The organism is Streptomyces sp. NPDC060184 (assembly GCF_042728795.1).
Classification (GTDB): domain Bacteria; phylum Actinomycetota; class Actinomycetes; order Streptomycetales; family Streptomycetaceae; genus Streptomyces.
Genome location: NZ_JBHWYX010000039.1, coordinates 1 through 23274, shown reverse-complemented (window position 1 = coordinate 23274; position 23274 = coordinate 1). Strand labels below are relative to the sequence as shown.

18 protein-coding genes are annotated in these 23274 nt (G+C 73.0%); 6 read left to right on the top strand and 12 right to left on the bottom strand.

The genetic code is table 11. The features are described 5' to 3' along the window. Positions 1–148: 148 nt before the first annotated feature. From ACFWEE_RS24205 to hrcA, 6 genes are all read right to left on the bottom strand, one after another. Positions 149–1057: a ribonuclease Z gene (locus tag ACFWEE_RS24205; protein ID WP_386892050.1), complete on the bottom strand. Its 909-nt coding sequence runs from the start codon at positions 1055–1057 to the stop codon at positions 149–151. A 15-nt stretch (positions 1058–1072) separates the two neighbouring features. Then, the gene (locus tag ACFWEE_RS24200) at positions 1073–1432 is read right to left on the bottom strand and encodes a histidine triad nucleotide-binding protein (protein ID WP_386892048.1); all 360 of its coding nucleotides are present in this window, start codon (positions 1430–1432) and stop codon (positions 1073–1075) included. Between the two features lie 132 nt (positions 1433–1564). Then, positions 1565–2308 carry a 16S rRNA (uracil(1498)-N(3))-methyltransferase gene (locus ACFWEE_RS24195; protein WP_386892046.1) on the bottom strand — a complete coding sequence of 248 codons (744 nt, stop codon included), beginning with the start codon at positions 2306–2308 and terminating at the stop codon, positions 1565–1567. Beyond that, entirely contained in the window at positions 2305–3420 is a 1116-nt protein-coding gene (locus tag ACFWEE_RS24190) for a nitronate monooxygenase (protein WP_386892045.1), read from the bottom strand. Before ACFWEE_RS24190 ends, ACFWEE_RS24195 begins: the two co-directional genes overlap by 4 nt. 124 nt (positions 3421–3544) lie before the next feature. Beyond that, a complete protein-coding gene (gene dnaJ / locus ACFWEE_RS24185; RefSeq protein ID WP_386892043.1) occupies positions 3545–4684 on the bottom strand; it encodes a molecular chaperone DnaJ in 1140 nt (379 codons plus the stop codon). Next, on the bottom strand, positions 4685–5701 hold the full coding sequence (gene hrcA, locus ACFWEE_RS24180) for a heat-inducible transcriptional repressor HrcA (RefSeq protein ID WP_386892140.1): 1017 nt from the start codon (positions 5699–5701) through the stop codon (positions 4685–4687). A 165-nt stretch (positions 5702–5866) separates the two neighbouring features. Here hrcA and ACFWEE_RS24175 point away from each other — a divergent pair, with 165 nt between their 5' ends. The 3 genes from ACFWEE_RS24175 (at position 5867) to ACFWEE_RS24165 (ending at position 10503) form a co-directional block, all read left to right on the top strand. Then, on the top strand, positions 5867–6601 hold the full coding sequence (locus ACFWEE_RS24175) for an MBL fold metallo-hydrolase (RefSeq protein WP_386892041.1): 735 nt from the start codon (positions 5867–5869) through the stop codon (positions 6599–6601). A 73-nt stretch (positions 6602–6674) separates the two neighbouring features. Continuing rightward, a complete protein-coding gene (locus tag ACFWEE_RS24170; RefSeq protein WP_386892040.1) occupies positions 6675–7493 on the top strand; it encodes a DUF3097 domain-containing protein in 819 nt (272 codons plus the stop codon). Between the two features lie 136 nt (positions 7494–7629). After that, entirely contained in the window at positions 7630–10503 is a 2874-nt protein-coding gene (locus ACFWEE_RS24165; RefSeq protein WP_386892038.1) for a hypothetical protein, read from the top strand. Positions 10504–10598: 95 nt separating this feature from the next. Here the strand turns inward: ACFWEE_RS24165 and hemW are convergent, their stop codons facing one another. Further along, the gene (gene hemW / locus ACFWEE_RS24160) at positions 10599–11831 is read right to left on the bottom strand and encodes a radical SAM family heme chaperone HemW (RefSeq protein ID WP_386892037.1); all 1233 of its coding nucleotides are present in this window, start codon (positions 11829–11831) and stop codon (positions 10599–10601) included. 142 nt (positions 11832–11973) lie between these two features. Beyond that, positions 11974–12621 (bottom strand): TetR/AcrR family transcriptional regulator, encoded by a 648-nt coding sequence (locus ACFWEE_RS24155; RefSeq protein WP_386892138.1) that lies wholly within the window; start codon positions 12619–12621, stop codon positions 11974–11976. A gap of 176 nt (positions 12622–12797) precedes the next feature. Here ACFWEE_RS24155 and ACFWEE_RS24150 point away from each other — a divergent pair, with 176 nt between their 5' ends. Next, complete coding sequence (locus ACFWEE_RS24150; protein ID WP_386892036.1) at positions 12798–14267, top strand: MFS transporter; 1470 nt, start codon at positions 12798–12800, stop codon at positions 14265–14267. Positions 14268–14303: 36 nt separating this feature from the next. Here ACFWEE_RS24150 and ACFWEE_RS24145 read toward each other — a convergent pair whose 3' ends face one another. From ACFWEE_RS24145 to lepA, 3 genes are all read right to left on the bottom strand, one after another. Further along, complete coding sequence (locus tag ACFWEE_RS24145) at positions 14304–16367, bottom strand: SpoIIE family protein phosphatase (protein WP_386892035.1); 2064 nt, start codon at positions 16365–16367, stop codon at positions 14304–14306. Between the two features lie 436 nt (positions 16368–16803). Beyond that, positions 16804–18696: an AMP-dependent synthetase/ligase gene (locus ACFWEE_RS24140; protein WP_386892034.1), complete on the bottom strand. Its 1893-nt coding sequence runs from the start codon at positions 18694–18696 to the stop codon at positions 16804–16806. Positions 18697–19075: 379 nt separating this feature from the next. Then, positions 19076–20950 (bottom strand): translation elongation factor 4, encoded by a 1875-nt coding sequence (gene lepA / locus ACFWEE_RS24135; RefSeq protein WP_386892032.1) that lies wholly within the window; start codon positions 20948–20950, stop codon positions 19076–19078. A gap of 228 nt (positions 20951–21178) precedes the next feature. On the opposite strand from lepA, the gene rpsT reads away from it, so the two are divergent. Beyond that, a complete protein-coding gene (rpsT, locus tag ACFWEE_RS24130; protein ID WP_386892030.1) occupies positions 21179–21445 on the top strand; it encodes a 30S ribosomal protein S20 in 267 nt (88 codons plus the stop codon). 289 nt (positions 21446–21734) lie between these two features. Here the strand turns inward: rpsT and holA are convergent, their stop codons facing one another. Continuing rightward, complete coding sequence (holA, locus tag ACFWEE_RS24125) at positions 21735–22721, bottom strand: DNA polymerase III subunit delta (RefSeq protein WP_386892028.1); 987 nt, start codon at positions 22719–22721, stop codon at positions 21735–21737. 155 nt (positions 22722–22876) lie between these two features. Between holA and ACFWEE_RS24120 the strand changes: the two genes are divergently transcribed. After that, positions 22877–23122: a hypothetical protein gene (locus ACFWEE_RS24120; protein ID WP_386892027.1), complete on the top strand. Its 246-nt coding sequence runs from the start codon at positions 22877–22879 to the stop codon at positions 23120–23122. Positions 23123–23274 lie beyond the last annotated feature (152 nt).

Genomic DNA, 23274 nt, shown 5'->3' with positions numbered 1-23274 from the left:
GGTGGTGCCGGGTCGGCACCGGTACTTCGGTGGTGCCGGGTGGGCACCGGTGGGTGGTTCGGTGGTGCCCGGTGGGGCACCTGTACTTCGGTGGCGCCGGGTGGGCACCGGTGGGTGGTTCGGTGGCGCCGGGGTCGGCACCGGTACGTCAGTGGTGCCGGGTGGGGACCGGTACCACGGTCAGGTCCTGGGCGACGGTGATCGCGCCCTCGAACCCGGCGGCGCGGGCCTGGACCTCGAAGAGTTCCGGGTCGTCGTACCGCTGGGAGAAGTGGGTGAGTACGAGGTGGCGTACGCCCGCTTCGGCGGCCACCCGGCCCGCCTGGCCGGCGGTCAGGTGGCCGTGGTCGGTGGCCAGGGCGAGGTCTTCGTCGAGGAAGGTCGATTCGATGACCAGCAGGTCGCATCCCTCGGCGAGCCTGTACACACCGTCGCACAGCCTGGTGTCCATGACGAACGCGAACCGCTGTCCGGGCCGGTGCTCGGAGACCGCGTCGAGCGGGACGCCGCCGAGGGAGCCCTCGCGCTGGATGCGGCCGACGTCGGGGCCCTGGATGCCGTGGGCGGCGAGGAGCGCGGGGACCATGCGGCGCCCGTCGGGCTCGGTGAGGCGGTAGCCGTACGACTCGACGGGGTGCGAGAGCCGGAACGAGTCCAGGGTGTACGCGCCGGTGATGGCGAGCACACCGTCGGCTGCGACCGGGGCCTCGGTGAGCTCGACGGTCTCGCGGTAGGCGGTGGCGTACCGGAGGCGCTCGAAGAAATGCTGCCCGCTCGCCGGGTAGTGGGCGGTGACGGGGTGCGGGACCCGGTCGAGGTTGATCCGCTGGATCACCCCGGCCAGCCCGAGCGAGTGGTCGCCGTGGAAGTGGGTGACGCAGATCCGGTCGATGTCGTGCGCGGCGACACCGGCCCGCAGCATCTGGCGCTGGGTGCCCTCGCCGGGGTCGAAGAGGATGCCCTGGCCGTCCCAGCGCAGCAGGTAGCCGTTGTGGTTGCGGTGGCGGGTGGGGACCTGGCTGGCGGTGCCGAGCACCACCAGCTCACGTGCGGACATGGATGGGCGCTCCGGTCAGCCGGGGGGCCACTGGAGGCCGCGTCCGCCCAGGACGTGCGCGTGCGCGTGGAAGACGGTCTGGCCGGCGCCGGCGCCGGTGTTGAAGACGACGCGGTAGCCGTTGCCGTCGACCTTGTCCCCGGTGGCGACCGCTCCGGCCTCGCGCAGCACGTCGGCGGCGATCTGCGGTTCGGCGGCGGCGAGCGACGCGGCGTCCGGGTAGTGGACCTTGGGGATGACCAGGACGTGGGTCGGTGCCTGCGGGTTGATGTCCCGGAAGGCGACGGTGGTGTCGCTCTCGCGGACGATGGTCGCCGGGACCTCTCCGGAAACGATCTTGCAGAACAGGCAGTCGGGCTGCGGCTCTCCCGCCATGGGCCGGCCTCCTCGGTGCGTGTGACGCTGATGACATCGGGCGGTGACGCCGATGATCCGTTCAGCGCATCGTATCGGGGCGGGCACCGCCCGCGGCGGGGCGGCACGGAGCCGCGCCCGCCCGCGGCGGGGTCAGCCCCAGCGGCCGGTGCGCCCCAGCAGCAGCGCGGTCGCGGCGGTCCCGGCGGTGGAGGTGCGCAGCACGCTGCGGCCCAGCCGGTACGTACGGGCCCCGGCGGCGGCGAAGGCCTCCAGCTCCTGCGGGGAGACCCCGCCCTCGGGGCCGACGACGAGCACGATCTCGCCGGTCGCGGGGAGTTCGGCGGTGGCCAGCGGTTCGCTGTCGCAGTCGCGGTCCTCGTGCAGCACGCCCGCGAAGTCGGCGGCGGCCAGCAGCGCCGCGACCTGCTTGGTGGACATCGCCTCGGCGACCTCGGGGAACCGCACCCGGCGGGACTGCTTGCCCGCCTCGCGGGCGGTGGAGCGCCACTTGGCGAGCGACTTCAGTCCCCGGTCGCCCTTCCACTGGGTGATGCAGCGGCCGGCCTGCCAGGGCACGATCGCGTCGACGCCGGTCTCGGTCATCGTCTCGACGGCGACCTCGCCCCGGTCGCCCTTGGGCAGCGCCTGGACGACCGTGATCCGGGGGGCGGGAAGCTCCTCCTCCTGGACCGGCTCCACGGTGACGACCAGCCGGTCCTTGCCCTCGGCGGCGCGTACGACGCCCTCGGCCCAGCGGCCGAGCCCGTCGGTCAGTACGACCTCCTCGCCCGGCTGGAGGCGTTTCACGGAGACGGCGTGCCGTCCCTCGGGGCCCTCCAGCACGAACTCGGGCCCGGTGGGCAGCTTCTCGACGACGAAGACCGGTGCGGTCACTGTGCACTCCTCATGCCGACGGCGCGCTGGGCCGTCTCCGACATTTCCGCCGCGAGCAGTTCGACGAGTTCCCCGGCGGGCAGCTCGCGTGCCATCCGGTGGCCCTGCCCCGCCCAGAGCGCCATCGACTGGGCGTCCCCGGCCCGGGCCGCCGCCTTGCGCAGCCCGGAGGTGACGCGGTGCACCTGGGGGTAGGCGGCAGGGGCGTACGGGTCGTGCTCGCGCACGAAGCGGTTGACCAGCCCCCGGGCGGGCCGTCCGGAGAAGGCGCGGGTCAGCGCGGTGCGGACGAACATCGGGCTGGTCAGGGCCTGCTTGTGCAGCGGGTGCGCGCCGGACTCCGGGCAGGCGAGGAAGGCGGTGCCCAGCTGCGCGGCGTCGGCCCCGGCCGCGAGGGCGGCGGCGATCTGCGCGCCGCGCATGATCCCGCCCGCCGCGACGACCGGCAGCTGCACGGTCTCGCGGACCTGGGTGACGAGGGTGAGCAGCCCGATGCCGGTGTGGTCGGCCCGCGGGTCGTCGTGGTGGGTGGACTGGTGGCCGCCCGCCTCGACGCCCTGGGCGCAGACGGCGTCGGCCCCGGCCCACTGGGCGTCGCGCGCCTCCTCGGCGGTCGTGACCGTGACGATCGTGTACGTACCGGCGCGGGCGAAGGCGTCCAGGGTGTCGCGGGTGGGGCAGCCGAAGGTGAAGGAGACCACCGGGACCGGCTCCGCCAGGAGGGCGGCCACCTTGGCGTCGTAACCGTCGGAGCCGTCGAACTTGTCGGAGCCTTCGGAATCGTCGGGGTCGTCGGAGCCGGGACCGGGGTCGCCGAGCGCGGTGTCGTACGTGCCGGCCACGGCAGCGAGGCGGTCGCGGTACGCCGCCGCGGCGCCCGGGTCGGCGGGCGGGGGCTGCGGCATGAAGAGGTTCACGCCGAAGGCTCCGGCGGTCGTCGAGCGGACCTGGTCGATCTCCTGGCGCATCTCCCCGCCCGTCCGGTACCCGGCGGCGAGGAAGCCGAGCCCGCCCGCGTCGGCGACGGCGGCGACGAGCCGGGGGGTGGAGGGCCCGCCCGCCATCGGCGCCTGCACGATCGGATATCGGCAGAGATCGGTCAGGGAGGACATCCCCGCATCGTGTCATGTCCGGTCCGCCGTGCCGAATCCGCGACCGGCCGGTGGTGCCGCACACGCGCACCGCCCGCCGGGACGGATCCCGGCGGGCGGTGCGGAGTGCAAGGACGTACGGGCCTCAGCGGCCGTTGAAGGCGTCCTTCAGACGGGAGAAGAGCCCCTGCTGTCCGGGCTGGAACTGCCCGGTGGGCCGCTCCTCGCCGCGCAGCTTGGCCAGCTCCCGCAGCAGGCGTTCCTGCTCCGGGTCGAGCTTGTTCGGGGTCAGCACCTCGACGTGCACGATCAGGTCGCCCCGGCCGCCGCCACGCAGATGCGTGATGCCGCGTCCGTGCAGCGGGACCGACTGGCCGGACTGGGTGCCGGGCCTGATGTCGATCTCCTCCATGCCGTCGAGCGTCTCCAGCGGCACCTTGGTGCCGAGCGCGCCCGCGGTCATGGGGATGGTGACCGTGCAGTGCAGGTCGTCGCCGCGCCGCTGGAAGACCGCGTGCGAGACCTCGTGGATCTCGACGTAGAGGTCACCGGCCGGGCCGCCGCCGGGGCCGACCTCGCCCTCGCCGGCCAGCTGGATGCGGGTCCCGTTGTCGACACCCGCGGGGATCTTGACCGTGAGGGTGCGCCGCGAGCGGACGCGGCCGTCGCCGGCGCACTCCGGGCAGGGGGTCGGCACGACGGTGCCGAAGCCCTGGCACTGCGGGCAGGGCCGCGAGGTCATGACCTGGCCGAGGAACGACCGGGTGACCTGGGACACCTCGCCGCGCCCGCGACACATGTCGCAGGTCTGGGCCGAGGTGCCGGGGGCCGCGCCCTCGCCGCTGCACGTGGTGCAGACGACGGCGGTGTCGACCTGGATGTCCTTGGTGGTTCCGAAGGCCGCCTCGGCGAGGTCGATCTCCAGCCGGATCATGGCGTCCTGGCCGCGCCGCGTGCGCGAACGGGGTCCGCGCTGCGAGGCCGTGCCGAAGAAGGCGTCCATGATGTCGGAGAAGTTGCCGAAGCCGCCGGCGCCGAAGCCGCCCGCGCCCCCGCCGCCGCCCGAGGCCGACAGCGGGTCCCCGCCCAGGTCGTAGACCTGCTTCTTCTGGGCGTCGGAGAGCACCTCGTAAGCGGCGTTGATCTCCTTGAACCGCTCCTGGGTCTTCGGGTCGGGGTTGACATCCGGGTGCAGCTCGCGGGCGAGCCGACGGAATGCCTTCTTGATCTCGTCCTGCGACGCGTCGCGCCGTACGCCGAGCACGGCGTAGTAATCGGTGGCCACTTACGACTCCGCCAGGATCTGTCCGACGTAACGTGCCACTGCGCGTACCGCTCCCATCGTTCCGGGGTAGTCCATGCGGGTCGGTCCGACCACGCCGAGTTTGGCGACTGCCTCGTCGCCCGAACCGTAGCCGACCGTGACGACGGACGTGGAGGTGAGGCCCTCGTGGGCGTTCTCGTGCCCGATCCGTACGGTCATGCCCGAGTCCGTGGCCTCACCGAGCAGCTTCAGCAGGACGACCTGCTCCTCCAGCGCTTCCAGCACGGGCCGGATCACCAGGGGGAAGTCGTGCCCGAAGCGGGTGAGGTTGGAGGTGCCGCCGATCATCAGCCGCTCCTCCGTCTCCTCGACCAGGGTTTCGAGGAGGGTGGTCAGGACCGTGGAAACCGTCCCGCGGTCCTCGTTCTCGAAGGATTCCGGCAGGTCCTGCACGAGCTGTGGGACGTCGCTGAAGCGGCGTCCCACGACCCTGCTGTTGAGCCGGGCCCGCAGATCGGCGAGAGGGGTCTCGCCGAACGGCGCGGGGCAGTCGATCATACGCTGTTCGACCCGGCCGGTGTCGGTGATCAGGACCAGCATCAGCCGGGCCGGCGACAGGGCCAGCAGCTCCACGTGACGCACCGTGGAGCGGGTCAGTGAGGGGTACTGGACGATGGCGACCTGCCGGGTCAGCTGCGCGAGCAGCCGTACCGTGCGGGCCACGACGTCGTCGAGGTCGACCGCGCAGTCCAGGAAGTTGTGGATCGCCCGGCGCTCCGGCGACGACAGGGGCTTGACGCCCGCGAGCCGGTCGACGAAGAGGCGGTACCCCTTGTCCGTGGGGATGCGCCCGGCGCTGGTGTGGGGCTGGGCGATGAAGCCCTCGTCCTCCAGCACCGCCATGTCGTTGCGGACGGTGGCCGGGGAGACCCCGAGCCGGTGCCGCTCGGTGAGCGCCTTGGAGCCGACCGGCTCCTCGGTGCCGACGTAGTCCTGGACGATGGCGCGCAGCACTTCAAGTCTGCGTTCGCTGAGCATCGCGCACACCTCCAGCTGTCGGTCGTGGTGGCTTCTGCCTGGCACTCTGTGCGTCTGAGTGCCAGCTTCCCCCCGGCCAGTGTACGGGGGTGGGGAGGGCACCGGGCAAGGGCGACCGGCCGCGGTCCGCGAGACCGCGCAGGTCGATGCGGATAGCGTCTCCTCATGGACCTCTCTTGGGAAGAGCTGGGCTGGGAGCGGTTGGGCCACGGCGTGGGCCGCCGGCGGCTTCCCGGCTGGGACGCGACCGCCGCCCTGGTCGCCGGGGCGGACCGCGCGCTGGTGGTGGACACCGGCGCGAGCGTGCGCGAGGGCGTCGGGCTGCGGATCGAGGCGCAGCGGCTGCTGGGCCGCAGGGTGACCCATGTCGCACTGACCCATCCCCACTTCGACCACGTCTTCGGCACCGCGGCCTTCGCGGGCACGGAGGTGTTCGGTGCGTACGGGGCGGCGGCGCGGATGCGGGGGTCGGTGGACGAGATGCACGCCGACGCGGTGCGCAACGGTCTGCCCGAGCACGACGCGGCGGAGGCGGTGGACGCGCTGGTGCTCCCCGGCCGCGAGGTGTGCCACCGCTGGACGCTCGACCTGGGCGGCGGGCGCGAAGTGGTGCTCGCCAACGTGGGGCCGGGGCACACCGGGCACGATCTGGCGGTCCTGGTGCCCGGGTCGGGGTCCCCGGGGGCGCGCGCGGTGGTGCTCTGCGGAGACCTGATCGAGGAGTCCGGTGAGCCGCAGACGGGCCCGGACTCGGTGCCGCCCCGCTGGCCCGCCGCCCTGGACCGGCTCCTCGCGCTGGGTGGCGAGGACGCGGTGTACGTGCCGGGGCACGGGGCTGCGGTGGACGCGGCGTTCGTGCGGGCGCAGCGGGAGCTGCTGGCGGGGCGCTTCGGCGTGTGACGGCGCGCGGACGGGCGGTGCGCCGGGGCGGGGGCTCCCCCGTGCCGGACGTGGGCCGAATTATCGTCGTGCCATGCGCAGTTACCAGCCGGACCTGACCCCGCCGTGGAAGAGGTCCGCCCCCGTGCCCGAGGTGCCCGCCGATCCGGATCTGGTCGTGGAGGAGGTGTCCACCGGCTTCTGCGGTGCGGTGATCCGCTGCGAGAAGTCCGCCCAGGGTCCGGTGGTGACGCTGGAGGACCGCTTCGGCAAGCACCGGGTGTTCCCGATGGAGCCGCGCGGCTTCCTGCTGGAGGGGCGGGTGGTGACGCTGGTGCGCCCGTCGTCCGGCGGCCCGGTGGTCCCGGCGCGTACGGCCTCCGGGTCGGTGGCGGTGCCGGGTGCGCGGGCGCGGGTGGCGCGGGCCGGGCGGATCTACGTGGAGGGCCGGCACGACGCCGAGCTGGTCGAGCGGGTGTGGGGCGACGACCTGCGGATCGAGGGGGTGGTCGTGGAGTACCTGGAGGGCATCGACGATCTTCCGGCGATCGTGCGGGAGTTCGGTCCGGGGCCGGACGCGCGGCTCGGGGTCCTGGTGGACCATCTCGTACCGGGCTCCAAGGAGTCCCGGATCGCGGCCGAGGTGTCCGATCCGCACCTGCTGGTGGTGGGGCACCCCTTCATCGACGTCTGGGAGGCGGTGAAGCCCGCCTCGGTGGGGATCGCCGGCTGGCCGTCCGTACCGCGCGGGCAGGACTGGAAGACCGGGGTGTGCCGGGCGCTGGGGTGGCCGGAGAACACCGGGGCGGCCTGGCAGCGCATCCTGTCGGGGGTCCGCTCGTACAAGGATCTTGAGCCTCAACTCCTCGGCCGCGTAGAGGAATTGATTGACTTTGTCACGCTTCCGGGGTGACGCCCGAAGCCGCTCGCGCCGCCGCCCCGCAACCGCTGCGCCGGATCGGGTTCCGATCCGGAGAAAGCGCTGCGGTTCGCACTCCTGACCGGTTAATTGGGAGTACGCGATTCGTCTGCGACGGGGGGATACGGGGATGTCGCAAGGGGACTGGCAGGAAAGCGGCGGAAACGAGGCGTCCTCCGCCGTCTTCCACCTCGTGCAGGAACTCGTCGACCGGTACCGGATCAACCGCCCGGTGATGCCGATCATGGTGGTCCAGGCCGACGACGGCGGGGCCCCGCCCGAGATCGACGACCGGGTCCGGGAGATCGCGCACCTGGTGTACCGCGCCAACGAGCCGCGCCGGGTCCCGGTGCGGCTGCTGGAGAGCCGGGGCACCTCCCCGTACGCGTCGGCGCTCGACATGGTGCGCAGGCTGGGTGAGCGCCCCTGGGAGACCCGGGAGCGCAGCCAGTACAAGCCCTTCACCTTTCCCCGGTCGCGGCTGCTGGGCGCCATCGAGCAGGCGACCGCCCAGGTGCTCGCGCAGCCGGGCCCCGCCACCCGGGCCGACCGCGGCGAACGCATCCTGGAGGAGCTGGGCGCGCTGCGCTGGCGGCCCGCCCGGTCCGGGGGCGGCGACTGGTCCCGCTCGCTGCGCGCGTCCGTCCGCCCCGAGACCTTCCTGGGCGCCGTGTTCATCGCGGTGCTGGGCACCCTGCTCGGCGAGATCGGCTGGACCGCCACCCTGCTGCTGACCGCCGCCGCGACGCTGGTCCTGGCGGTGGTCCGGCTGCTGACGACCTCGGCTCCCCCGCTGCTCTGGCTGCGGCGGGCCAGCCGCTGGTTCGCCACCACCTCCTCGCTCGCCGCCTCCAGCACCGGGTACCCCTCCGACGGCTGGTCCTGGCTGTCGCCGCGCGGCTCGTGGCGGGTGATCCGGGCCCGCGCCGCCGCCGTCGCGCTCCGGGTGGCGGAGGCCGAGGAGGGCGACGCCGCCGCCCGCCAGTTCCATCTGGAGCTGCGGGTCCAGGCGCTCCTGGAGGACCTGCGCCACAGCTACCGGCCGCGCGCGCTGGACTGGCGGCGCAGCAAGCGCACCGTCCCCCCGGTGGTGCTGCTGCCGACGGCGACCAACGAGAACGGGGGCGTGCTGCTGATCAACGCGATCAACAACGTGCGCTCGCGCCGCAGCGAGGTCGACCCGCTGCTGCTCCTGGCCACGCTGCCGGCCGCCGAGGAGCTGGTCCACACCCCCTCGCAGCCGCCCGGCCGGCCGGCGGCGGGCGGCCGGGCGCCGTGGCTGGGGGCGCAGGCCCGCTACCGGCTGTGGGTGGACGAGCTGAGCGTCGGCCAGTCCCCCGCCGGCGCCTCGTCGCTCTCCTGGGTGCTGCGCCTGCCGCTCTCCACCGCGCAGCTGACCCACGACCACGCGGACGCCCAGCTGCGCACGGAGCGGGTGCGCCGGACGTGGGCCTGGTACGTGATGTCCCGGACGACGGTCGCGCTGGTCCTCGTCGGGAGCCTGCTCGGTACCTATCTCTGGAGCGTGCACTGGCAGGACACCTACTGCCACGGGCCGCTGACCGACCGGAACACGGACGCCGTGTGGAGTTCCCCGGGCCACGGGCCCAAGGAGTGCGTCGGCGTGGCCACGGCGCCCGAGGTGCGGTTCGCGAAGGGGAACCACCTGGAGCTGAAGGGGCTCGGCGCGGGGGTCACGTTCGAACGCGTCGAGCAGGCGATCCGGGACGAGAACGCCCGGATCGGCCCCACCGAGTCGTACGTCACGGTCGTCTACGCCGGTCCGCTCACCGCCGAGGAGGAGACGGACACCCGCAAGGGGCTGGAAGAGCTCACCGGGGTCTACCTGGAGCAGCAGTCGGTCAACGGCACCACCACCGACGAGCACCCCGTCAAACTGAAGGTTCTCCTGGCCAACGGCGGTGAGGACATGCTGCGGCAGACCGTCGCCGTGCGGAAGATCATCGAGGTGGCCCGCCGGGACCCGCACGTCGTGGGGGTGGTGGGCATGGGCCGGAACACCACCGAGAGCCCGGCCGCCACCGAAGCACTCCGCAAAGCGGGGCTCGCCGTGGTGGACACCACCAACTCCAGCAGCAAACTGCCCAAGGAGTCGAACTACTTCGGGCTCGCGGCGACCGACACGGAGCAGACGTACGCGCTCGGGCTCGTCGCCCGCCAGCTGCGGCCCGAGGGCGGCACCGGCCACGCGCGCGTGCTCTCCCGGCTGGAGGAGAACGGCGACAAGGACCAGTACACGATCGACCAGCGGGACGCGGGCCGGGCGATGCTCGAATCCGCGGGCTACCAGGTGGGCGAGAACGTCGGCTACCCGCTCGCCGAGAACGGCGCGGCGGCCCTGGGCGGCGCGGTCGGCGAGATGTGCGAGGAGCAGCCCGTCCCGGACGCGCTGTACTTCGCGGGGCGGGCCGAAGACATCAACCCGCTGCTGGACAAGTTGTCGCAGACCGCGGGCTGTTCGGAGAAGGACATCACCGTCTTCACGGGCGACGACCTGACCAAGGCCACCTTCAACGACACGAGCAGGGTCACCCTCTACTACACGGCTCTCGCCCCGATGGCCCCGCAGCGCGGCTCCGCCTTCTACCGGAGCGCCGCCGCCGCCCTCGCCGCGCTGCTCCCGGAGGGCACCGAGCGTACGGCCGCCGAGACCGGTCCGCCGGGATACGGCAACGCCCTCTTCGCGAGCGGTCAGATCGTCATGTCCTACAGCGCGACGACCGCCCTCTACGACGCCGCCGCCCGGCGCGACGTCCCGAGGAGCGCCGCCGAGACCTGGGCGCTGCTGCACACGGTCAACCGCGAGAACATGCCCACCGGGACGATCTCACTGGCGGGTTCGCCCTCGTCGGTCAGCGACAACCTGCACGGGATCGACGTGGTCAAGGTCACCCGCCGGGGGGAGCAGACGGTCAGCAGCGTCGTGTGCGGCAAGCCCGCGGGCCCGGCGCCGAAACTGACCCCGGAGCTGTGCAGGCCGTGACTCCGGTCCCCGGGCCCCGGCTCCGGCCCTGGACCCGGCTCCGGCCCCGGCCCCGGCCCCCGGCTTCGGCTTCGGCTTCGGCTTCGGCTTCGGCCTCAGTCGACCAGGTCGCGCACGACCGCGTCGGCGAGCAGGCGCCCGCGCAGGGTGAGGACCGCGCGGCCCTCCTCGTACGGTCCCGGCTCCAGCAGGCCCTCGCCGAGGACGCGGCGGGAGGCGGCGAGGCCGTCCGGCTTGAGCAGGGAGAGCGGGCAGCCCTCGCGGAGCCGGAGCTCCAGCAGGACGCGTTCGACGCGGCGGTCCTCGGCGGAGAGGATCTCCCGGCCCGCGCCCGGTGAGCGGCCCTCGGAGAGCGCCTGGGCGTACGCCCCCGGGTGCTTCACGTTCCACCAGCGCACCCCGCCGACGTGGCTGTGCGCGCCGGGTCCGGCGCCCCACCAGTCGGCGCCGCGCCAGTACAGCTCGTTGTGCAGGCAGCGGCCCTCGGGGGTGCGGGCCCAGTTCGACACCTCGTACCAGGAGAAGCCCGCGGCGGCCATCGCCTCGTCGGCGATCAGGTACCGGTCGGCGTGCACGTCGTCGTCGGTCATCGGGACCTCGCCGCGCCGGATGCGGCGGGCCAGCTGGGTGCCCTCCTCCACGATCAGCGCGTACGCCGAGACGTGGTCGGGACCGGCGCCGATCGCCGCGTCCAGGGAGGCCCGCCAGTCGTCGTCCGACTCGCCGGGGGTGCCGTAGATCAGGTCCAGGTTGACGTGGTCGAACCCGGCCTTCCTGGCCTCGGCGACACAGGCCTCGGGGCGGCCCGGGGTGTGGGTGCGGTCGAGGATCTTCAGCACGTGCTGCCTGGCGCTCTGCATGCCGAAGGAGATCCGGTTGAAGCCGCCCGCGCGCAGTTGGGCCAGATAGTCCGGGTTCACCGACTCCGGGTTGGCCTCGGTGGTGATCTCCGCGTCCGGGGCGAGTCCGAACTCGTCGCGGATCGCCGCGAGCATCCGGACCAGGTCGGCGGCGGCCAGCAGGGTGGGCGTCCCCCCGCCGACGAAGACCGTGCGCACCGGGCGCGGGTCGTCGCCGAGGACCTTGCGGGCCTGGCGGACCTCCTCGACGAGGTGGGCCGCGTAGTTGTCGCGGGAGGCCAGGGCACCGCCGGAACCGCGCAGCTCGGTGGCGGTGTAGGTGTTGAAGTCGCAGTAGCCGCAGCGGGTCGCGCAGTACGGAACGTGCAGGTAGAAGCCGAGGGGGCGGTCGGCGGCGCCTTCCAGGGCATGGCGGGGCAGCGCCCCGTCGTCGGGCACGGGCTCACCATCGGGCAGTACGGAAGGCATGGGGTCCATTGTCGCTCGCCGTCGGAGTGGCCCCGGCCACACGGGTCCCACCCGGGGCGGGGCACCCGGGGCGGGGCACCCGCGGCGGGGCACCCGCGGCGGGGCGCGGAACCGCCGGCCGGGCCCGGGAGACTCCTTGGTGTCAGGCCCCGGCCTGGAGGCGCAGGCCCGCCAGGCTCAGCTCCAAGGCGGCGAGGAACTGTTCCTTGTCGTCGTGCCCGTCGAACTCCTCGACGATGTCGCGCACGAACGGGAACTCCTCGGCGGGGAGGGACCGCCACGTGTCGGCGAAACGGCCGAGGAACTCGTCGCGGTCAACGGAACCGTCGAGCACTTCCGGGGGCGGCTCCTGCCCCATGTCGGCGGCGCTGCCGACCACCACGCTCACGATCGCCGACACGGCGTGGAACCGCTGGCGCGGGGTGAGGTCGAGCCGGAGCGTCTGCTCGCCCAGCATCTCGTAGAGCCGCAGCGAATTGCCGCGGACGACGGCGGTGCGCATGAAGTGCGCGCCCAGCCACGGCCGGTCCACGATCGCGTCGAACAGTGTGAAAGCCATCACGCGCAGGTCGTCGATCGCGTCGTCGGTGCGGGGCTGCGCCTCGACGGCGGTCAGCACGCCGGAGAGCACGTGGTCGATGGCGCGGTCGAGCAGGTCGTGCTTGCCGGAGACGTACCAGTAGATGCTGCCGACGCCGGTGCCGAGCCGGGCCGCGAGGGCGCGCAGGGTCAGCGCCGGCTCGCCCGACTCGTCGAGCAGGTCCACGGCTGCGGACAGGACGGTCTCGATGGAGTGCGACCCGCGCCGGCGTCCGCGTGCGGGACGGTCGGCGGGTCGGGGGCGCGGGCCTGTCATGGTCCACATCCAATCACAGCTTGCCATCTTCTCGAACGTGGTTCTATCTTGGAACACCGTTCTATAGAACATCGTTCGACAACGGTGACGTTCCGTGTGGAGGCCCCGCCATGACCACGACCGCCCCCGCGCCGCCCGAGGCGTCGCGCACCTATCCGTCCCTGCGGGCGGCCTGGATCCCGCTGGCCGCGCTCTGCCTGGCCTTCTTCGTCGAGATGGTCGACAACACCCTGCTGTCGATCGCGCTCCCCACGATCGGCCGCGACCTCGGCAGCGGCACGACCGCGCTCCAATGGGTCACCGGCGCGTACTCCCTGACCTTCGGCGGCCTGCTGCTGACGGCGGGATCGATGGCCGACCGGCTCGGACGCCGACGGGTGCTGCTGGTGGGCCTGGCGGTGTTCGGCCTGCTGAGCCTGGGCGTCGCCGCGGTCAGCACCTCGGGCGAGCTCATCGCCCTGCGGGCCGGCCTCGGCATCGCCGCGGCGGCGATGGCCCCCATCACCAACTCGCTGGTCTTCCGGCTCTTCGACGACAAGGCGCTGCGGATGCGCGCGATGACGTTGATGATCACCGTCGGCATGTCCGGTTTCGTCCTCGGCCCCCTGCTGGGCGGCACCGCCCTGGCCCACGCGCGGTGGCAGTGGCTGCTGCTCGTCAACGCTCCGATCGCGCTGATCGCCGCCGTCGGCGTCCGCCTCGGCGTCCCGGCCGACCGCCCCGAGGACCTGACCCGCGACAAGCTCGACCTGCCCGGTGCCGCGCTGAGCGTCGCCACCATCGGCCTCGCCTGCTACGCGCTGACCAGCGGCGTCGAACACGGCTGGCTCTCCGCCGCCACGTTCGCCTCGGTCCTCGGCGCCCTCGCGGCGGGCCTCGCGTTCGTGGTGCGCGAACGCCGCAGCGCCGCACCCATGCTGGACCTCCGCCTCTTCGCCGGCGGCACGGTCCGCGGCGCCGCCCTCGCGCAGATCGGCACGGCCATCGCGATGGCCGCGGTGATGTTCGGGCTGATCCTCCACTTCCAGTACGCCTACGGGTGGAGCCCCGTCCGGGCCGGCCTGGCCAACCTGCCGCTCATCGTGACCATGATCGCCGCGACTCCGCTCTCCGAATGGCTCGCGGGACGGTTCGGCCACCGCGTCGCCTGCCTGGTCGGCGCGGCCTGCCTGGCCGGCTCCCTCGCCGGCCTGTCCTGGGGCGTCAGCCACGGGTACGCCGCCATCGCGGTCTGCATGGTCGTGATGACCATCGGACTGCGCACCGTCATGACCATCTGCGCCATCGCCCTCGTCGACGCGATGCCCGCCAACCGCACGTCGATCGGTACGGCGCTCAACGACACCGCCCAGGAGGTCGGAAGCAGCATCGGCACCGCGGTGGTCGGCACCCTGATCGCCGCGCTGGTCACCACCCAGCTGCCCGCGGGCACCTGGAGCGGCACCCTGGTGGCCTCGTTCTTCCACGGCGAGCGGATCACCTACGCCGTGCTGGCGGTCGTCGTCGGCCTGATCTCGGCAGCCGGTGCGCTCACCCTCACCGACTCCCGCACCACCGAGGAGCCCGCCGGCCAGGAGTGAGCCGACGGGCTGCCGGGATCACCCGGTCCCGGCCGCTCAGTCGGCGCGCAGCACCAGCAGCGCCACGTCGTCGTCCGGCGGCAGCTCGGAGAAGCCGTGCACGGCCCGGCGGATCTCCTCCGCGACCTGCGACGCGCTCCGCCCGGCGCAGGTCGCGAGGGCCCGGGAGAGGCCGTCGCCGTCGTCGAAGAGCGCAGAGCCGGACCGCCGCTCGGTGACCCCGTCGGTGACACAGAGCAGGCTGTCGCCCGGCTCCAGGACGAAGCTCTGGCTCTCGTACGCCACGTCCTCCACCACCCCGAGCAGCACCTGCGGCTCGGCGACCGGGCGCACCGTGCCGTCCGGGCGGAGCAGCAGCGGCAGCGGGTGGCCCGCGCTGGCCACCGTGCACCGGGCACCGCCGCCGGGGAGCGGGACGACCTCGCCGTAGAGCAGCGACAGGAACCGGGACTGCCCGGCGTCCGTCAGCTGCTGCCCGCCCGCCGCCGCGACCATCAGGGCGGCGGCCTCGGCGGCCTCCATGGCGTCGTCCAGCAGCAGCCGGTTCAGCCGGTCCAGCACCTCGCCGACCCCGAAGCCCTCGCGGGACAGCAGCCGGAGCCAGGGCCGGGCCAGACCGGTCACCACCGCCGCCTCCGGGCCGCTGCCCTGGACGTCGCCGAGGACGAAGCACCAGCGGCTCTTCGGGCACGGGAAGATGTCGTAGAAATCGCCTCCGACCACGCCGTCGTCGCTGGGCTCGTAGACGACGGCGCTGCTCATGCCGGGGATGTCGGCGACCTTGTTGGGCAGCAGTCCGCGCTGGAGGATGCGGCTGATGGTGGCCTGCCGGGTGTAGGCGCGGGCGGCGCCGACCGCCTGCCCGAGGCGGCGCACGAAGTCCTCCACGACCCGGACCACGGCCTCGGGCAGCTCGGCGCCGGAGTCGTGGTCGCGGCCGACGAGCACGGTGCCGAGCGTGCGTCCGCCCGCCGTGATGCGGCAGGCGAGGGCGGCCCCGTCGTGGGCGCCCGGCTCCCGTCCGCCGGGCGGCCAGGGCAGCGGCACGGGCCCCGGTCCGGCGCCGCCCGGCAGCAACGGTTCGCTCTCCAGCGCCCCGCCCAGCGGACCCGCGCCCGGCTCCTCGCCGTGCCGCACCCGGGTGAGACGGGGTGCGCCCGGAGCGCCCGAGCCCTCCTCGTCCAGCCAGATCGCGCACCAGTCGACCAGCCGGGGGACGAGCATCCGGCCCGCTATCGTCGCCACCAGCTCCTCGTCGAGCTGGCCGGTGAGCAGGTCGGAGGCCTCCGCGAGGAAGGCGAGCGCACCCTGCCGGTCCCAGACGCTGTCGTCGCGCGCCCCCGGCGGAGCGGCGGCCACCAAGTGGTCCGCGGCGGGCTGCGGGGGCACCAGGACCGGGTGGCCGGACGCAGCCGCCGCGGGCTCGGCGCCCTGCCGGTGCTCGACCGGGGTGTCCGGGCAGGCCGGCGCGCCGGCGCCCCAGTCGTCCACGGGGAGCCGGGCCCAGACGGTCTTGTGCCCGGTCCGGTAGGTGATGCCCCAGGCGACGGAGAGCGCGGCGACGAGGTCGAGCCCGCGCCCGTACTCGGCCAGACCGTACGGGTCGAAGGCGCCGGGCGCCCCGGGAGCGGGAGCGGTGACGGTGGCCGTGGCGGCGGTGACGGCGGGCGGGGTGGCCGCGCCCGCGCCGGGGAGCGCCTTGGGCGCGGTGGCCGGGTCCCCGGCCTCTTCCCCGGTCGCGCGGGCCGGGTGGTGGTCGGTGACCTCCAGGACCAGGGCGGCGGGTTCCTCGCCGGTCGCGTGCTCCAGGCGCACCAGCACGTCGACCACGGTCCCGGCGTGCACCACGGCGTTGGTGACCAGCTCGCTGGCGACGTTCACCAGGTCGTCGGCGAGCCGGTCGCTGAACCCCACGGCGGCCGGCACCCCGAGCCCGGCCCACTCGGCCAGCACGGCGCGGACGAACCGGCGGGCCCCGGAGGGGGACTGCGGTGTCGCGGGCAGGCTGGTCGTACTGACGAGCGGGGTTCCGCCCGCCCGGTCCGCGTCGGTGCCACCCGGCCGGTGAATGGTGGCCCGTTGCAGTGGAATTGGCCCCACGGTGCGGCTCCTCCGGATCTCGAAACGCCGCCGACACACGACAGAGTGACAGACCGACCGTGCACAGGCGCACGGAGTTACCGAACTGGGAGAAGGAATACACGCCAACCCCGCGCGGGTCGCACGCCGGGGCGCACGGCGGGCGCATGGCGTAGGCAGCGGGGAGCGCGGCCACGGCGCGGCGGATCCGGCCCGACGCGCCCGCCGGAGGGTCGGCCGGAGGGCGCGCCGGTCGAGGAGCAGCCCGGAAGGAGAGCGCGGGGCGGCCCCGGAAGGAGCGCGGGGCGGCCCCGGAGGAAGCGCGGGAACGGCCCCGGAAGGAGCGCGGGGCGGCCCCGGAGGAAGCGCGGGAACGGCCCCGGAAGGAGCGCGGGGCGGCACGGCCGTCCGCCGTACCGCCCCGGCCCCGCGCCCCCGGCCCCCGCGCCGCCCGCGCTCAGGCCTCGCGCGTCCCCGCGTACATGTCCTCGATCAGCGACTTGTAGGCGCGCTCGACAACCGGCCGCTTCAGCTTGAGGCTGGGCGTCAGCTCGCCGTGTTCGATGTCCAGATCACGCGGGAGGAGGCGGAACTTCTTGATGGTCTGCCACCGCTGAAGTCCCCCGTTGAGCTCCTTGACGTAGCCCTCGATGAGCTCAACGGTCTGCGGGGCGGCCACCACTTCGGCGTACGACCTGCCGTCCAGGCCGTTCTCGGCCGCCCAGCCGAGGATCGCGGGCTCGTCCAGGGCGATGAGCGCGGTGCAGAAGTTCCGGTCCGCGCCGTGCACCAGGATGTTGGAGACGAACGGGCAGACCGCCTTGAACTGGCCCTCGACCTCGGCCGGCGCGACGTACTTGCCGCCCGAGGTCTTGATCAGGTCCTTCTTCCGGTCCGTGATGCTCAGGTACCCGTCGACGGAGAGTTCGCCGATGTCGCCGGTGTGCAGCCAGCCGTCGGACTCCAGCACCTCGGCCGACTTGTCCGGGAGCCGGTGGTAGCCCTGCATGATGCCGGGGCCGCGCAGCAGCACCTCGCCGTCGTCGGCGATGCGGACCTCGGTACCGGGGAGCGGCTTGCCGACGGTGCCGGTGCGGTAGGCCTCGCCCGGGTTGCAGAAGGAGGCGGCGCTGGACTCGGTGAGGCCGTACCCCTCCAGGATGTGCACGCCCGCTCCGGCGAAGAAGTAGCCGATGTCCGGGGCGAGGGCGGCCGAGCCGGAGACGCAGGCGCGCAGCCGGCCGCCGAACGCCTCGCGGATCTTCGCGAAGACGAGGGCGTCCGCGGTCCGGTGCTTGGCGGCGAGGGTGAAGGGGACGGAGGCGGTGCCCGTACGGCGGAAGTTGTCCTGCGAGACCTTGGCGTACTCGCGGGCGACGCCCACCGACCACTGGAAGATCTTGTACTTGGCCCCGCCGCCGGCGCGGGCCTTCGCGGCGACGCCGTTGTAGACCTTCTCGAAGATGCGCGGGACGGCCGCCATGTAGGTGGGGCGGACCACCGGAAGGTTCTCGATGATCTTGTCGACCCGGCCGTCGACGGCGGTGACGTGACCGACCTCGATCTGGCCGGAGATCAGCACCTTGCCGAAGACGTGCGCGAGCGGCAGCCAGAGGTACTGGACGTCCTCCGTGCTGACCAGCCCGCTCGCCGGGATGGCCTTGGCCATGTACGACCAGTTGTCGTGCGGCAGCCGCACGCCCTTGGGCCGCCCGGTGGTGCCGGAGGTGTAGATCAGGGTGGCCAGCTGGTCGGCGGCGATGGCCGCCACCCGCTCCTCGACGGCCTCCGGGTGCTCCGCCAGGTACGCGGTGCCCCGCGCCTCCAGCTCGGCGAGGGTCAGCAGCCACCCCTCGGGGTCGCCCTCGGCGGGCTCGGCGGCGGCCGGGTCGATGACGACGACACGGGTGAGGTCGGGCAGCTCGTCCCGGGCCTCGCGGGCCTTCGCGACCTGGGCCGCATCCTCCGCGATCAGCACCCGGCTCTCGGAGTCGGCCAGGATGAAGGCGGACTCCTCGGTGTTGGTGGAGGGGTAGACCGTGGTCGTCGCGGCCCCGGCGCACATCACGCCCAGGTCGGCGAGGATCCACTCGACCCGGGTGGAGGACGCGAGCGCGACCCGCTCCTCGGGCCGCACGCCGAGCGCGATCAGGCCCGCCGCGATGGCGTAGACCCGTTCGGCGGACTCTCCCCAGGTCAGCGACTTCCACTCGTCCGGCCCCTCGCCCGTGGACGAGGGCACCGGGTAGCGGTACGCCTCACCGTCCGGCGTGGCGGCCACCCGCTCGATGAAGAGATGCGCCACGGAGGGCGGTCGGTTGTCGATCAGGGTCTGTGGTGTGTCGCTCACGACGTCCTCCGGGCCTGCGGCATCACTACGACCGGCCGCTTGGTGATCCTGCTGTGTCTGCTTGCTTCTCGTTCCCGCTCTGCGCGTGATCCTGATCCACCGCGCGTCCTGCTCGTCCCGCTCGCTCGACTGTTCCCGCCCTGCCCGGCCGGCTCACCACCGACCGCACGGCCGGCTCGCCACCGGCTTGCTTAACTGGCGAGTAACTAACCGAGCCGTGATCAGGGTAAAGCGCGCCCGGTGTCCGCGTAAGGGGCCACGGGCCGCCGGTTGATAACGAACGGGCCCCCGCCCTCCGCGCTGTGCGGAGGAACAGGGGCCCGAACGTGTGACGCGTCGAACGCGGAGATGCCGCGGCCGGCGGGGCCGCGGGGCGGGGCTACTTCTTGCTCTTGGCCTCGGCGCCGGAATCGTCGGTGGACAGGACCGCGATGAACGCGTCCTGCGGCACCTCGACGTTGCCGACCATCTTCATCCGCTTCTTGCCTTCCTTCTGCTTCTCCAGCAGCTTCCGCTTACGGGAGATGTCACCGCCGTAGCACTTGGCGAGGACGTCCTTGCGGATGGCGCGGACGGTCTCACGGGCGATGACCCGGGAGCCGATGGCCGCCTGGATCGGCACCTCGAAGTTCTGCCGGGGGATGAGCTTCTGCAGCTTGGCGACGAGCCGCACACCGTACGCGTACGCCTTGTCCTTGTGGGTGACGGCGGAGAACGCGTCCACCTTGTCGCCGTGCAGCAGGATGTCGACCTTGACGAGCTGCGCCGACTGCTCGCCGGTGGGCTCGTAGTCGAGCGAGGCGTACCCGCGGGTCTTCGACTTCAGCTGGTCGAAGAAGTCGAAGACGATCTCGGCGAGCGGCAGGGTGTAGCGGATCTCCACCCGGTCCTCGGAGAGGTAGTCCATGCCGATCAGGGTGCCGCGCCGGTTCTGGCAGAGCTCCATGATCGCGCCGATGAACTCGCTGGGCGCGAGGACAGTGGCCCGGACGACCGGCTCGTGCACCGAGTCGATCTTGCCCTCGGGGAACTCGCTCGGGTTGGTGACGGTGTGCTCGGTGCCGTCCTCCATCGTCACCCGGTACACCACGTTCGGTGCGGTGGCGATGAGGTCGAGACCGAACTCGCGCTCCAGGCGCTCACGGATCACGTCGAGGTGGAGCAGGCCGAGGAAGCCCACCCGGAAACCGAAGCCGAGCGCGGCGGAGGTCTCCGGCTCGTAGACCAGGGCCGCGTCGTTGAGCTGGAGCTTGTCCAGGGCCTCGCGCAGGTCCGGGTAGTCCGAGCCGTCCAGCGGGTAGAGGCCCGAGAACACCATCGGCTTCGGGTCCTTGTAACCGCCCAGCGCCTCGGTGGCGCCGTTGTTCAGGGAGGTGATCGTGTCACCGACCTTGGACTGGCGGACGTCCTTCACGCCGGTGATGAGGTAACCGACCTCACCCACGCCGAGACCGTCCGCCGGGGTCATCTCCGGGGAGGAGACACCGATCTCCAGCAGCTCGTGCGTGGCACCGGTCGACATCATCCGGATGCGCTCGCGCTTGTTGAGCTGGCCGTCGACCACACGGACGTACGTGACGACACCGCGGTAGGAGTCGTAGACCGAGTCGAAGATCATCGCGCGGGCGGGGGCGTCCGCGTTGCCCACGGGCGCCGGAACGTCGCGGACCACCCGGTCCAGCAGCGCGTCCACGCCGACGCCGGTCTTCGCCGAGACCCTGAGGACGTCCTCCGGCTGGCAGCCGATGAGGTTCGCCAGCTCCTCCGAGAACTTCTCGGGCTGCGCCGCCGGAAGGTCGATCTTGTTCAGCACCGGAACGATGGTGAGGTCGTTCTCCATGGCCAGGTAGAGGTTGGCCAGGGTCTGCGCCTCGATGCCCTGGGCCGCGTCGACCAGCAGGATCGTGCCCTCGCAGGCGGCGAGCGAACGCGACACCTCGTACGTGAAGTCCACGTGCCCGGGGGTGTCGATCATGTTGAGGATGTGGGTGCTGCCCTTGCCCTCCGCCGTGGTGGGCGCCCACGGCAGACGGACCGCCTGGGACTTGATGGTGATACCGCGCTCGCGCTCGATGTCCATCCGGTCGAGGTACTGGGCGCGCATCTGCCGCTGGTCGACCACGCCCGTCAGCTGGAGCATCCGGTCGGCAAGGGTCGACTTGCCGTGGTCGATGTGCGCGATGATGCAGAAGTTGCGGATCAGCGCCGGGTCGGTACGGCTCGGCGCAGGCACGTTGGTGGGAGTCGCGGGCACGCAGGGTCCTGATTCTTGAGACGCCGAACGCCGTGTCTCGGGTCGATGTCGGGTCGGGTCGGATCTATACGTAGCTTCCATCGTCCCACGCCCGGGCCGCAGCCACGGGTTTGGGCCGGTAGGAGGGTGACTGGTACCGTGGGCAGCTGTGCCTCGTGGCTCCCTGGGTGATACCGCGGAGACGCGCGGCGCACTCAGAAGATCCAACGAACCTGAAAAGGCTCTCTCGTGGCGAACATCAAGTCCCAGATCAAGCGGAACAAGACCAACGAGAAGGCGCGCCTGCGCAACAAGGCCGTCAAGTCGTCGCTCAAGACCGCGATCCGCAAGGCCCGTGAGGCTGCCGTCGCCGGTGACGTCGAGAAGGCCACCCTGGCCGCTCGCGACGCTTCCCGCGCGCTCGACAAGGCCGTCTCCAAGGGTGTCATCCACAAGAACGCCGCGGCCAACAAGAAGTCGGCCCTGGCCTCCAAGGTTGCCGCCCTCAGCGCCTGAGCACCCTGATGTGATCGCCGGAACGGACACAGCGGGCCCTCTCTCCCGCTCCTGACCGGCACCCCGTGCCGCACACCGAACCTGCGTTCGCCACGCGGGTGCGGCACACCAGAGCGTGAACGGAAAGGCCCCGTTCGTCCCCCTCCCCCGGGGCGACGAACGGGGCCTTTCCGCGTGTGCGGCGCGGAGGTGTCCGCTTGTACGGTGCGGAAGTGTCCGCGTGTGCGGCGCGGACGTACGAGGACGCGGGTGTACGAGGGGGGCGTGGATGTACGGCGGGCGCGGGCGCTCAGCGGCCCGCGCGGGCGGCTCGCGCCACGGCGACGACCGCTTTCTCCAGGGCGTACTCCGGGTCGTCCCCGCCGCCCTTGACGCCCGCGTCGGCGGCGGCCACGGCCTGGGTCGCCGCCGCGATCCCGTCCGGGGTCCAGCCGCGCATCTGCTGGCGTACCCGGTCGATCTTCCACGGCGGCATGCCCAGCTCGCGGGCCAGGTCGGCGGGGCGTCCGCCCCTGGCGGAGGAGAGCTTGCCGATGGCCCGGACCCCCTGGGCGAGAGCGCTGGTGATGAGGACGGGGGCGACCCCCGTCGACAGCGACCAGCGCAGCGCCTCCAGGGCCTCGGCCGCCCGCCCTTCGACCGCCCGGTCGGCGACGGTGAACGAGGACGCCTCGGCGCGGCCCGTGTAGTAGCGCCCGACGACAGCCTCGTCGATGGTGCCTTCCACGTCCGCGACGAGCTGGGAGACGGCGCTCGCCAGCTCCCGCAGGTCGCTGCCGATGGAGTCCACCAGGGACTGGCACGCCTCGGGGGTGGCCGAACGGCCCAGCGCCCGGAACTCCGACCGTACGAAGGTGAGCCGCTCGGCCGGCTTCGTCGTCTTCGGGCAGGCGACCTCACGCGCTCCGGCCTTGCGGGCCGCGTCCAGCAGGCCCTTGCCCTTGGCGCCGCCCGCGTGGAGCAGCACCAGGGTGATCTCCTCGGCCGGGGAGTCGAGGTACGCCTTGACGTCCTTCACGGTGTCGGCGGAGAGATCGTGGGCGTTGCGGACGATCACCACCTTCCGCTCGGCGAAGAGGGACGGGCTGGTCAGCTCGGCGAGCGTGCCGGGCTGCAACTGCTCCGAGGCGAGATCGCGGACGTCCGTGTCGGCGTCGGCGGCGCGGGCAGCCGCCACCACCTGCTGCACGGCGCGGTCGAGGAGGAGGTCCTCCTGGCCCACGGCGAGCGTGACAGGGGCGAGCGGGTCGTCGGTGGGGTTCCTTCTGGTGGCCATCGCCGTCCAGCATCCCACGCCCCACCGACAGCGCGGTCTGCCGCCGCTGCCACCCGCCCGGTCTGCCGCCTGCCCCTGCCCCCGGTCCCCGGTCCGGGCCCCCGGTCCCCGGTCCCGGGTCTTGGGCACGGTGGAACGCGGGCGAGAATACGGGGGTGAGCGATGTGAGACACGTACTGGTGCTGCCCGACCGTGACGCCGCCCGGGAGGTGGCCGAAGAACTCCCCGACCGCTTCGCCGTCGGCGAGGAACCGCAGGTGCTGAGGGACGCGCTGGCCGGTGAGGACGACGCCGAGGACGCCCAGTGGCTGGTGGTCGTGGAGGACCCGGACGGGCGGCTGGACACCGACGCTCTCGACGCCTTCGCGGCGGAGTACGAGGGGTGGCTGGAGGCCCCGTAGGGCCGGAGGCGGCAGCGGCGGCCGGGGCGGCCGGGGCGGCGCAAGGGTGCCGGGGCGGAGCAGGATGCCGGGGGATGCCGGGCGGAGCAGGTACCGGGGCGGGGGCGCCGGGCGGGGCAGGGTCCCGGGGACCGTCGGGACCGGGCCCGACG